At 43.4% G+C, this 12,149-nt stretch carries 16 protein-coding genes and 1 pseudogene; all 17 read right to left on the minus strand.

Annotated elements, in window-relative coordinates; all coding sequences use genetic code 11:
- Nucleotides 1-207 (minus strand): hypothetical protein, encoded by a 207-nt coding sequence (locus tag CWI84_RS09490; RefSeq protein ID WP_126842359.1) that lies wholly within the window; start codon nucleotides 205-207, stop codon nucleotides 1-3.
- Nucleotide 208: 1 nt separating this feature from the next.
- Nucleotides 209-532: a hypothetical protein gene (locus CWI84_RS09495; protein ID WP_126842360.1), complete on the minus strand. Its 324-nt coding sequence runs from the start codon at nucleotides 530-532 to the stop codon at nucleotides 209-211.
- 110 nt (nucleotides 533-642) lie between these two features.
- Nucleotides 643-963 carry a hypothetical protein gene (locus CWI84_RS09500; RefSeq protein ID WP_126842361.1) on the minus strand — a complete coding sequence of 107 codons (321 nt, stop codon included), beginning with the start codon at nucleotides 961-963 and terminating at the stop codon, nucleotides 643-645.
- A complete protein-coding gene (locus CWI84_RS09505; RefSeq protein WP_126842362.1) occupies nucleotides 950-1,312 on the minus strand; it encodes a hypothetical protein in 363 nt (120 codons plus the stop codon). Before CWI84_RS09505 ends, CWI84_RS09500 begins: the two co-directional genes overlap by 14 nt.
- Nucleotides 1,313-1,495: 183 nt before the next feature.
- Nucleotides 1,496-1,939: a hypothetical protein gene (locus CWI84_RS09510; protein WP_126842363.1), complete on the minus strand. Its 444-nt coding sequence runs from the start codon at nucleotides 1,937-1,939 to the stop codon at nucleotides 1,496-1,498.
- Nucleotides 1,940-2,190: 251 nt separating this feature from the next.
- A complete protein-coding gene (locus tag CWI84_RS11765) occupies nucleotides 2,191-3,237 on the minus strand; it encodes a hypothetical protein (RefSeq protein WP_198674506.1) in 1,047 nt (348 codons plus the stop codon).
- 22 nt (nucleotides 3,238-3,259) lie between these two features.
- On the minus strand, nucleotides 3,260-3,706 hold the full coding sequence (locus CWI84_RS09520) for a P-loop NTPase family protein (RefSeq protein WP_126842364.1): 447 nt from the start codon (nucleotides 3,704-3,706) through the stop codon (nucleotides 3,260-3,262).
- A 1-nt stretch (nucleotide 3,707) separates the two neighbouring features.
- The gene (locus CWI84_RS09525) at nucleotides 3,708-4,004 is read right to left on the minus strand and encodes a hypothetical protein (RefSeq protein ID WP_126842365.1); all 297 of its coding nucleotides are present in this window, start codon (nucleotides 4,002-4,004) and stop codon (nucleotides 3,708-3,710) included.
- A gap of 638 nt (nucleotides 4,005-4,642) precedes the next feature.
- Nucleotides 4,643-5,932 carry a hypothetical protein gene (locus CWI84_RS09530; RefSeq protein ID WP_126842366.1) on the minus strand — a complete coding sequence of 430 codons (1,290 nt, stop codon included), beginning with the start codon at nucleotides 5,930-5,932 and terminating at the stop codon, nucleotides 4,643-4,645.
- Nucleotides 5,933-6,140: 208 nt separating this feature from the next.
- Nucleotides 6,141-6,455, minus strand: coding sequence for a hypothetical protein (locus CWI84_RS09535; protein ID WP_126842367.1), 315 nt, complete (start codon nucleotides 6,453-6,455; stop codon nucleotides 6,141-6,143).
- A gap of 80 nt (nucleotides 6,456-6,535) precedes the next feature.
- Entirely contained in the window at nucleotides 6,536-6,967 is a 432-nt protein-coding gene (locus CWI84_RS09540; RefSeq protein WP_126842368.1) for a hypothetical protein, read from the minus strand.
- Between the two features lie 107 nt (nucleotides 6,968-7,074).
- Nucleotides 7,075-8,249, minus strand: a pseudogene (locus CWI84_RS09545) (IS3 family transposase).
- Between the two features lie 126 nt (nucleotides 8,250-8,375).
- Nucleotides 8,376-8,621 carry a hypothetical protein gene (locus CWI84_RS09550; RefSeq protein WP_126842369.1) on the minus strand — a complete coding sequence of 82 codons (246 nt, stop codon included), beginning with the start codon at nucleotides 8,619-8,621 and terminating at the stop codon, nucleotides 8,376-8,378.
- A gap of 186 nt (nucleotides 8,622-8,807) precedes the next feature.
- A complete protein-coding gene (locus CWI84_RS09555; protein ID WP_126842370.1) occupies nucleotides 8,808-9,887 on the minus strand; it encodes a hypothetical protein in 1,080 nt (359 codons plus the stop codon).
- Nucleotides 9,888-10,098: 211 nt separating this feature from the next.
- On the minus strand, nucleotides 10,099-11,001 hold the full coding sequence (locus tag CWI84_RS09560; RefSeq protein ID WP_126842371.1) for a hypothetical protein: 903 nt from the start codon (nucleotides 10,999-11,001) through the stop codon (nucleotides 10,099-10,101).
- A 2-nt stretch (nucleotides 11,002-11,003) separates the two neighbouring features.
- A complete protein-coding gene (locus CWI84_RS09565; RefSeq protein WP_126842372.1) occupies nucleotides 11,004-11,417 on the minus strand; it encodes a hypothetical protein in 414 nt (137 codons plus the stop codon).
- 70 nt (nucleotides 11,418-11,487) lie between these two features.
- Nucleotides 11,488-11,766 (minus strand): hypothetical protein, encoded by a 279-nt coding sequence (locus CWI84_RS09570; RefSeq protein ID WP_126842373.1) that lies wholly within the window; start codon nucleotides 11,764-11,766, stop codon nucleotides 11,488-11,490.
- Between the last annotated feature and the right edge of the window lie 383 nt (nucleotides 11,767-12,149).

Here is a 12,149-nt window from a genome sequence, read left to right on the forward strand (position 1 = left end):
TTATCTTACGGTATAATATAAATCTGTCATATAACTCTTAGCTGAATCAGGGAGCTTCTTTAAGCAAACTTGTTCATTAAGCCAAACAAAAATCACCTTGGCATCCCCTTGGCTAAATAAGCTATAAAACTTATCTAACAAGGGATTATTTTCCTTTTCTAACTCTAATTTTATATCTAACAGTATCTTTCTCTGCATACTATTCATATCAATCACCACCTTGGCCTTTTCCCAATAAACTGACATCTTCCGGATTGACTTTAATTGGAGAGTTTGTGACTGCTTGACTTGCTCCTCCTGGACCCCACTCTGGGAATGTTATCGTTATTGGCTCAGGAATATTGGTAGTGTTCCATCGCCCTGTTGGTATCGAGATATCGTCCAAAATCTGCCCTGTGCTAAACTCAACAACATGCCTAGGAAGATAATTTGGATCCGTTTGCAAAAATTTTTGAGCTTCTTCAGATGTTAAATTACTTACATTATCAAATGTAAAATAAGTTGGATTCCTAGGAGCTATTTCACCTGCCATACCTAGCGCATCGGATAGCGCCGTTATTAATCTGAAAGACTCAACTCCCTCTTCCTGTGAAGCCAAGATTTAGATTGTCTTCTAATTACGCTCACATGCGAACAGGGCTGTTAACAGTCGCCAATAAAAAGCATCCCCAAAAAAGCAATCACAGCCATTACAAAAATGCAGGTGCGAGCAGCTTGAAGTCTCACATTATTAGCATCAAAATATGCACTCCCAGGAGCCATTGAAAGCGATCTATTAAACAAATAAGTCCAAATAATTAAAATAGGATAAAACCCAACAAGCTGAAGCACACCATCCACATGAAAAACAAAGTATTTCAAATACGACACAATAAGCCATAAAATCCAGGCAACAATAACCACTGAAACCCTAACTCCAAAAGACATCCATTTATCCGGCCAAATCAGATCACTTACTTTCATCGTCATCCCTACTGATTAAAGTATTTGCGTCCTCAATTAACTTTGAGTCTTCAGGAATAAAGTCTGTGTTCTTGTCATGGAAACCGGATAAGTCGAGCAACGTATTCACCCTAGTTCCTGTGCGTTTGCCTAACATGCTCTCCAGTCCAACCTGAAATACTTCCGACAAACCATATTCTCCCGCTTCGTTTATCAATTCCCCTTCTAAGTATGCCGAGCCAAATCCTGTTGTTACACTAACTCCATTAAGCAGTGCGGCCGTACCACCAACCGGGTTGAGAAGAAGCCCCGCCGTAGCAGCCGTAGACGCATCATCCAGAGCTTTTGCATTCAACGCTTTCTGGTACAACTGGGCTTCTGGTGTGCCCCAGCCTATATTGGCACCCACAGCTATATGGACATCACGCGGAACCTCAACAGCAGTCGAATCCTGAATTCATATAAAAGCACCGAGACAATACCAAACAATTCATATAAAAACCGCATTTTGAGTAGCACAACGAACAATCAATCTATGTCGCATTTTGCTTCATCATTCGCTTTCTCCTTTTGCGGTTCCAGGACGCTTTGAGGGAATTACGAAGCAGGCTACGAGAAGCGAAGAAAAAACACCAAGAAGAAACGATAAATCAGTCTCAAATAAGCTTTTATGATTGCTACTCCAGATAAACTCCCATATATGGGCATTTACTCCCCCTAAAAGCATTACAAATAGATAGCTATACCATGTCTTATAAAGTCGAAGTCTGGCATAAATAAGAGCAGCAATACTTGCTGGGATACAAAAAACAACGAAACCTACTAACGATGTAAAAATTGGCCCCACTAAAGCGAACCTCATAATATCTGAGACCTCATATGCTTCGTCAGACGAAAGCCCTTCAAAAATTATTACCCCCCCTAGAAAAAATCCAGCAACCGCAGGGCAGAGTGTAAAGCCGATAATGACTTTCCAATATGGGTAATTAACCTTCATGGTTTACATCCTTGGCTTTCTGAATAGCCCATTAGCTTACATCCAAACTTAATCCGCGATTGTCGATCAAGTATATCAATACCTCCTGGCTGCCCCTGTTGCTCAGATCCCCAAGGAAGTGTCTCTACATTAATGAAATTATCTGTATCCGTTATCGATTTTGAGAACCCGGTGAAAAAAGTACGTTCTCCCAAATACTTCTCATTAACCGGTTGCAATACTCGTTGTTCACTTTTCAACTGATTAATATCCTAGGCAACCGGGTCTGACACGTCTTGATTATACAAACTTTTAAAGTTATCAAAACCAGCATTCATAAGGGTATTCCCGGCTTCACTTCGCCACTCATATAGCTCGGAGCTCGTTAACGGGTTATACGTGGATGGAAATAAAGCCGCACCAGCGGCAAAACTTGCCCATGAGCCATTCTCATCAGCTCCTAGCCCTGTCCAGGCTGCCCGACTCACAAACTCAGCACCACCGAACCATTGCGCCCCAAGACCAATATTCTGCTCGTATTGGTCACTCGCGCCAAAGAAGTCAGCTCTGTTATCAATCGTATTGTAATACACGTCAAAGTTCTCTTTTGCGCCGTCACTGTTATACACATAGTCAAACGTATTTTTGGAAGAGCGGCTAACATCGTCTTCCAGAATATCCCACGCATCTTCCATACCAATATACTGAGTCGCTGTATTAACAGACGTCCGGCACGCATCACTGGTTGGATTGTCGCGGCAAACATTGTTGAGTTCATTGTCCAGCATAACACTCAAATTCTCCGCGTCTGCCACAACGGCAGCTTTTTGCTCTGCGGTGGTACAGGTTATACCGGCTAGGCAGTCTTTTACTTTGTCGACGGTTTCTTTCGTTAAATAGTAATCGAGTGCCTGCTCATCCTCCTGACGGAAGCTGGTATTATTTCCATTAACCAGAGCCTTATTTCTGTCTCTCTCTTCTGTCGTTGCTCCCCAATTGTGGCTATTCCCGTCCGCCAGGCTGGTGCCATTCTGTGAAAAGTTAAAACCGAGGTAATCTTCCGTCGCATCGCCCATTATCCCGGCGTATTCTTCACGGTTATCATGGTAGGTTTCGGTCTGCTCTGCGTCTGGGTTTTGTTGGTTATCCAGATAATGCTGGGTTTCATGGCCCACGATGTTCACGGCATCTGACGCGTTGTCGTGAGCGGCGTCGTTCACATAAACCGTGTCGGTGTCGCGCGAGTGGGCACCGGCTACCTCAGCAAAACGTGGGTCTTTCGCCATCAGCACTTTAGCTTCGGTGGGGTCAACGCCCATCTGGACGTAAGTATTGTCAAAATTACGAGGCAATCAAATGAATGGCAGATAGTGAGTCCTTCTGATCAAACTCTAAATTCATATAGATTCCATCAAAATTATATCTCACCCATGGGTTGATATAACCACTGAGTGATACCTCTCCTCCTCCCTGAGATTTTGGTTCCCCGAGTAAAGAACGGATAAAACTCCAATCTAGTCTTTCAGGTTTCTTAATATCAAATACCTCGCCTCTGAACGACCCATATTCACGAAATGGCGTTAAATATATCGAAATTTGAGTTAAACAATCTTTTTCAAAGTTAAAAGAAACGCCTTCAGTAAAAAACTCGAAAAAATAATTACCTTCAATCACTGATGGAGTCTCGACAAAACCCGCTCCAATTACTTTAATACCCTCAAGTATTTTAGGTGAAGGGTGGGCCTCCCCAAGAGCATCATTCAATATTTTTAATGTGTCAGAAATCAAGCTATTCTCCTAAACCTTCATTTCTCTTAATAAGAGTTTTAATTGTCTCATTTACGAGATCAGGGTTATATCCTTTATTAAGTAGATTTTCTTTCAAGGCATCGGTGTCTCTACAGACCGGCCCACACAGATCCTGAGCATCTTGAGATATTTGCTCCTTTGTATTCTTGCCTCCATAGGTACGTCCGGCTTGATGGACATCACGCGGAACCTCAACAGTAGTCGAATTGTTATATAACGTTCGCTCTTCATTCGGAGTCAACTTGCGACCAAGTTTCGTCTCTTCTGCTGCTATCAATGCGGCATAAATATTCTATGATATGACTGTGTTATAAATGGGGTATTTACAAGGGGAGTCTACATAAAAAACAGGTTGTATAGACGCCTCTATATTCTCATTGATCCATATTTGATTTTCTCTAAGAAGATGAAACCGAACGACAGCTCCAAACTCATCACATGAAACTATCGCTCTTATACTTCTGTTATCAAAAGTATGCCAAAAAGAGAATAATCTATCCACAAAACATAATGAAAATATTAAAAAATCATTATCTATATAATCATCAATATGAAGACTATTCACAAAGCACTCGTATCCGGTTTTATCTGGAAATTCATTTTCCGAGCTATTACGATTCGCAGAATACAATCCGGACAAAAACACACATCCATTTTCATATGTAAATCCTAGTTCAATAAGATTCTCAAGCTTTCTAGGTAACTTTTTAAAATTAAAGTTTATGTTTTTTAAGATGTTTTTCATTTTTTTATTAGCTGAAATCAAAGTCATTCTCCTAAGTATCTCATGCCTTTATTAATAGCTTTTTTGAAATTATTATTTAATAGATCATTAACTGCTCTTGGAGCATTAGGGAAAGAATCAGTTTCTGGGTCATATATATATTTGTTTCCCTTTTTATCTTGGTACTGGACTTAGCCTGGGCGTTGTCCTGGATTAGCATTTTCTACGTCAATTCTTCCCTTATCTTTTCCTTTACTATTCCACAAAGTTAGTGACGGGATAGTCGGACCATTCTCTCCAAGCACCCGGCTATGAGACGAGTTATTTGAGCCCTCTACTCCTTTCCCTTCAACTTTTTTTGCGACCCCTATCCCCGTCCCAAGGCCAATCACCTCAAGCCCAAACTCGGAGCCTGTCTGCAAATCCGTTGAGAACCCGTTGCCGCTCTCAACCTCGATTAAGCCCTCATGAGTGCCAACGTCAACACCGGTAGCTCCGGCCGCAACAACTTTCGCTACGTTTTGCTGCAAATCTCTGATTTGTGCACCGAGTGCGGTATCCACAACGGTATCTTTGGCCACATCTACAGCGGTTTTAACCACGCCACCAGTCAGTAACCCCAGCCCTATCATGGCCGCCTGTGCTTCTTCAGCAGGCAACCCGGAGACGAACCCTTCTACGTCTTTCAAACCAAGCAGGACGTTTTGCACCGGCGTGGGACTGAGACCTTTTGTAATGGTGATGGTAAGCGGCTGCCCAGGAGTATAAGACGACTGCCCAGTGTTATCAGAAGTATCTGAAAGTCGCTGATTCCCCTCCCCTAGAGCATCGCCATTGGCTAGAATGGAAGCAACCGTGTTGTAGAATTCCGGATTCGTTAACAGTGCCTTTGCTACCGCCGGGTCAACATCTGAAGCAATCAGCAGGTCCAGCGTTTCTTCAGCATTATCTTTAAGGGCTGCGGAGATATTCGCATCGTCAATGTCGTACAAAAACTGTGTAACATCATCAGCGCCTAAGCTATATGCCACATCCCCAGCCGTCTCCTGAACAACTTCAGCATCTTTGGCTATTTGCTCTCGCCCTTCTTCACTCAGCAGCCGGTGGTCAACCGTCAGGTCAATGTTGCCCTGCTGGCGGTCCACGTCGTAAATCTCTTTGTTCACTTGCGCGACATCACGGTTAACACCCTCGGATGAGGTCTCTTCGCCATTGACTGAAACACTGCCTTCGCCGATGGTGGCTAAGCTTTTGTCCAGGCTTTGGCTGCTTTCATTCTGATAGCTGTAATTGCTGCTATTCAGCGCAAGATTTGTATCACTCTGGTTGGGATCTGCTGGGTTGGCAGCCTCGCTGATACCCACACTGGTATTCACACCGAAGCTTTGGTTACTGCTGTAGCTGTGGTTGTTTAGGTCGGTGGTGGTTAAACTGCCAGTGCTCAGGCTTAAGTTACCGGTGTCGTTGCCTTCAGCATCCACAGCGGCCAGTAAGGCACCGGTTAACCGCGTATTACCGTCAACAGAGACATCAACTGTGCCGCCGGTAAGAATGTTCAGGTTTTAAAAGAGCGGAGAGCAGTCAAAAGGAAAGAATTTTTTAACCGCCAGAAACTTAGCTTTGCTTAAATAATAAACAAAAATAAGCTGGTTTTTAGTGCATCCCCATGCGAACGATGTGAATGGGACATCAGGTACGACTGACTAACGGAGCCTTTCTACCACGCAAGTATTCGTAAGATTCCAGTACCGCTTTAATATCCAAGCTTGAAGAAGTTTTTACCGCTTCTTCACAATGGGTAATTAACCAATCTGTATCGCATACCTTCAAAAACGCCTTCTTATCGTCAGACAACAATTGATAAGGTCTAAAACTGCCACCAACACCTGCCATACCTTCCCCTTCAGTCAGCCCTATCGGAGAAGTTTCATTTTCCGTATTAAGAAGTACTTGCAATAAAACCTTTTTATCATTTTTAAACCCTTGCCCTAAAAGATACAACATAATCCCTCCTAATCATTAGTAGCCTATCCCCCCAACTAAAAAATCACGATTTTAGAAACCTGCCCCGCACTCTATTAACATCAAGAAAAAAAAGGCTCTAAGTAAAATTTAACACCATCGGATTTAATAAAATTAACGTTATTTTGATCATCTTTAACTTTCAGATAATCAAAGGGAGGCTCGATAGATAAAGCATTCCCATTTTTTGAGATAAAGCTCAAAAACAAATACTTATTTTCACTATTGAACTGACTACACATAATCTTATGACTAGGGTTAGTACCAGTCTTTTTGTATCGATTACTAGTGTCTGCTTCATAACCATACGATGGCAATAGCACTCCATCCACACCAAGATGCTTTTCCACTAAAAGCTCCCAGTTTGCTTGTAACCAATCCTCAATAAAATATGGCTCATTATCCCAATCCAAATCCCGCATTATGCAATTTAGATGAGGCCAGCATGAGACAATGAAATTTTGAAAATTTAAAATTAGACCGGTTTCGGACATATTCAATTATACTCTTTTTTATATGATAATTTTCTCTTATCCAATTGAACTTTATAAGTTTTTAATCTATTAACGTCGATATGATTAGGCTCAGGGTATTGTAGTGGTCAAGAAAAACTGGCCACCGGTTTATAGTTAATCCAATATTTTTGCTCTGCCTGATTCGGACTTAAACCGTTGTTATGCTGATGCGGCCGAAGCTGGCTGTAATATCCGATTAAATACTTCAATATGTGATTTTGCGCCTGCACAAATGAACGATATCCATAAGTCGGCATCCATTCTATTTTCAGACTTCTGAAAAAGCGCTCCATTGGTGCATTATCCCAACAGTTACCACGTCGACTTAAGCTTTGCTTTATCTGGCACTTCCAGAGCGTCTGGCGGAACTTCCTGCTCGTATAATGGCTGCCCTGATCGCTATGGAACATCACGCCTTTAGGACGTCCACGGCTTTCATAAGCCATCTTTAATGCGTTGCTGGTTAACGTACTGTCCGGTGACAGCGACATTGCCCAGCCGACGGGTTTACGGGCGTATAAATCAATCACCACAGCCAGGTTGCCCAACGGCTACCGGTCCAGATATAGGTCACATCGCCACAGGCGGTTCGGTGCACTAACGCCAAATTGACGCTCTAAATGATTCGGTATCTCAACATGTTCATCGCCTGTCTTTTTGTATGTATGTCCGGGAACCTGACAGCTGATAAGCCCCAGTTTTTCCATGAGCCGACCGGCACGGTAACGGCTTAATGGTGTGCCCTGGTTGGTCGCCATCTCTGAGATACTGCGGGCTCCCGCAGAGCCTTCGCTCTTGCCGAAAAGCTCCTTAACAAGCGCTATTTCAGCGGTCTTTTTCGCACATACTGGCTGCTTTGAACGTTGTTTCCAGTAACGAAAGCTGCTGCGGTGTATGTTAAACACCTGACTTAACTTCTTTACTGAATAGCTCGTCTTGAGTTTCTCGATTATCGAGAATTGTTCAGAGAGTCCGACATCAAGAGAGCTGTAGCCTTTTTTAAAATGTCTTTTTCCGTTTCGACATCACGAAGACGCTTCTCAAGCTCACGTATTCTCAGCTGATCGGGCGTCATAGGTGTCGCTTTGGGGCGCTCACCACCGCGCTCCTTTTTTAGCTGTCGAACCCACTTATCCATGGTCGAATTACCGACATTCATTGCTTTTGCAGCTTCCCTGACACTGTAGTTTTGATCGACGACTAATTGTGCTGCTTCAAGCCGGAACTCAGGGCTAAAATTACGTTTTGGTCTTCTGGTCATGTTGTCACCTAATTGTCTCTTGGTGCATGATAGCACCTCTAATTAGGTGGCCAAATTTAGTTTGCCACTACAAAAGTAAAAGCTTGATTCTAAAAGAGCGGGGAGCGGTAAAAAGCAAAAATCAAGCTAGCTGAATTTATATCTTTTGCTTAAGTCATTTAGTGTGACCTCCCCGAGGTGTGCTTCTTCAAAATCTTTTTTAGAAACCTCAACACTTTTTATAGCCCCTTGTAAACCACCGGATACATAACGAAGGATATACTTACCTTCCTCACGTTTAATCGACCAGCTTTCTCCCACATATTCGGTGGAGCTACTTTGTCGTTTTTTCTCTGGGTATGCTCCCTGTTTAACCTGATAGTATTTTGACATCAATTATCTCCCCCGCTAAATTCAATCACTCTATAAGCTGGTTTTTCGCTAAAGTCTACTACAGCTTCAGATATTCCTCCTGAGGTCAGCCCCCTAGGTCTCCAATTAGAGTTTGCTCCACTTTCATTCCCTGAAGGCATCCGCAAGGTACTCAGCTCTTTGCGTTCTATATGAACAATAACAGTATCACTCCCTCCTAAGTAACCTTTTGATAGACCCAGGTTTTCTTCTACAGTCCTCAATACCAGATTTAGATGTAAATCTGATTACTCCCTCATCAAACTTAGCTAAATGTTGGTCAATCTGAGTTTTCGTCATATATTCTGATGATTCGGGCCTGCTTCCTTTAAGCGCCATAATAATACTTTCTAAAGTTTCAGGGGGTAAATTAGTCTGATTACTTAGTTTGACGTAATCTACCAATGGTCCTGAATTCTTATTGTCAACCCCTTCATAAAAGTCAATTTCCCCACTTTGCGAAACGTCTTTAACTTTCGCACCCGGAACTTTATTCACCGAGTTATCTCGGGCGGCCTCGCTCAGATTATCCAACGTCTTCACAGAGCCAGCCAGTCCTCCACTAACAGGTAAGGTAATAGCAGCTGTCTTAAGGCTTTGGTTTAAGTTGTCCCAGGCCAGCATTTGCCGTGCTTCACCGTTTTTACCGGTCAGGTCATCTTCAACTTCCTGAAGTCCTTCTTTCAGCAGCGCCGGGTTGTCAGCTACGGCTTTTAAGCCCTCGTAGCTTTCTTCCAGCATGCTGCCGATTGCACCCTTAATACCCTCTTCTCCGACTCTATCGAAAAAGGCGCCGACGTCTTCTCTCTGCAGCTGGTCATATTCCTGCAGAGCACTGTAGATGCGTTCACCCTCAGCCTGCTTTTCAGGGTCATCTGACCGCCATAAGCTAAGCATGTCGGCTTCAGCCTGGTCTCGGCTATTACAGATATTGGCGTAAAGACATGCATTGTTGTATTCAACGTCTGCCCCGCCCACAGAATGGGACTGTTGCGTCCCTAATTTCACTGTGTTGGTATTGGCAAGGTCGTCGGTCCTCACATGACCTAGGGTTTCATTCAGATCGAGTGCATCACCGATGTTTTCCGCATCAATAAAGATGTTACCGTATTCTTCATGCCCTTCTTCAGAAACCGTTGCTCCCTTAACTTCCATTGTCAGGGAGCTGGTAAGTGATTTACTGTCTGTTTCCAAGCCTGCATAGAAGTGAATATCACTCGGGTCGATACCAAACTTTTCTTGCGCCATATGGCCCAGCTCGGTCTCAGCCACTGGCGGTGTAGTTGTTGCCGGTATTAAGGTTTAAGTTCTTGGGTCGCTGGATGCAATGTGGCTCTTACTTTCCCGAGTAGAAAATGAAAGTTCTCAGGCAGAGGAAACAGCGTTCACACCGAGTGCTGCACTTGCCTGCCCGCAAAGTAATAAGCCTGATTTTAAAAGGGCGGAAGCAATTAAAAAGTTAACCTTCAAACTTTCCGGCATAAGGCATAAAATCAAATCGCCCCTCACTACGCGTGAGTATGTGATGACAATATTTATCAATCGCCTCTACAGGCTCATTCAATACCATTAAGTTATCTATATCACCGTCACGAATGTAGTAGATAACACCATCCTGAATATGGTTTTTCACAAAAAAAACATCACCTTCTTTACCACTGAGTGTCGGTCGGGTATCTAGGAATATCATCAGCTTGATGTAGGGGTCAGATTTATTTTTTGGCTGACAGTCAGGGAACCATTCATGGATGAGCGCTAACTTCTTTTTTAAGCGCAACTGGCCTAAATACCCATCAATAGATTCCCAGGGCCTGCCCACTGGAAAGGGTAATAGTCGAGTATAAATTCCTTGTGAAGCCGTCAAAGGAACATTAAGTCCATCAAACCGGCTGTAATAGGCCTGTCTGAGTTCGAAAGGGAGACTAAGGTGTCTTTCTTCCATCACCGTCGGCTTTCCCCACGTTTTCGTCAGTTTACGATTGCCTCTTTCAATAAAATCTCGATACCCCTCGTCATCGGGATTCTTTCCCAATACATTACGCTCTACTCCAACAAAAAAACCATTAATCTCGAGTCCAAAATGTAGATAATAATCGTCGTCAGGGTTTGTTTTATCCCACTTTTCGGCTGGGCGACCGTATAGCACCAATTTTCCATCAGATAACATATTGCCGGTTAGCGGTTGATATTTTCTCGTATATTCAAACAACCATTCCGGACCTCTTTGAAGTGCGGTTAAGTAGTCAGGCTTTCGACTTCCCAGGATTCCCTTTTCTAAAATCTCTTTCACACGGGTAGGAAGTTCTTCGACGGTCATGGCAATAAAAGTCGACTCCTTCTCAATGTCGGTTCGGTTGATCATTATTAGCCTTCTCCTCTAAATTTATCAATTAATTCCTGTAATTTTGTCTTTGACTTATTTTGTTCGAATTCTAACCATGTTCGATATTTAGAAGACAAACCGCCAGGAACCACTTTTTCGCTAGGATTCCACGGTTTATCCGTTCCTTCAACTGTACATCCTTTTGAACAATTGAGTGAGACTGGCATCAACTGTAAATTATCCGGGTCGTTTAAAACCATTTTCTTCTGCTCTGGTGTTAACATATCAAATCTCGGTAATCTCCTTATTTCCTTTTTCGGGAATATATGATCTTTATGTATTTTCGTACCTTCCGGTAACGGCTCACTTTGATTAGTCGCTGGGTTACGCCAAGTATCTCCGTTCCCTTTCTTTGCGACTCCTCCTTTCAGAGAGCCAACCCGACCAACCGGCAATAACTCCGCATCCAGCGTAGAGCCTAAATCCGTACTCTCATTTACAGTGGACGTCTCCGGACCCTTCCCTTTAACCAGCAGACTCTTCAGTTTCTGGTAAATCGGCTTCAGCTTTGCGTTCAGGGTTAGAAATATCTGACGAGGGGATTGAGTTAATGTCAGCTTTTAGCTTTTCTAACGCCATTATTGCTCTAACAGGGTCACCCCCTTCCTCCTGAGAAGCCAGGATAAGAGAGCGAATTTCACTAGTGGCGCAGTTTGCCTGCGCTTTATCGTGGTCGCTGTAATTACCACTTACTGTATAGTTTGTGCCGCTTTCCGTTTGGTTGGTGCTGTTGTCATCACCCATGGTGAAGCCAACGTTTAGGTAGGTGCTTTCTTCTTGGTCATGGTTTTCAATATCGCTGTAACCGAGCGTGCCGGTGTCCAGGCTTAAGTTGCCGCCGTCGTTGCCTTCTTCATCGATATTGGCAATAACCGCGCCGTCTATCTGCGTATGGCCTTCGGTGCGTATATCCTCCGAGCCGCTGGAGCCGTCGGTTGGGCTCTCCCCTGTTAACAGTATTCGTTTACGACAGTAGTTTTACCGTTATTTACCGAATAATTTTTCTCTTAATTGGTTTTGGAGCTCCGCCTCTTCGCCTACTGAACTTTGAAAACAGTGCTCCTGCGCTTCTATTTTGAGAACTCTTCCCAAATCCTCGACTTTACATATGTTTTTTTCACGCAAAC

The sequence above is a fragment of the Idiomarina tyrosinivorans genome, assembly GCF_003987475.1.
Classification (GTDB): Bacteria; Pseudomonadota; Gammaproteobacteria; order Enterobacterales; family Alteromonadaceae; genus Idiomarina; species Idiomarina tyrosinivorans.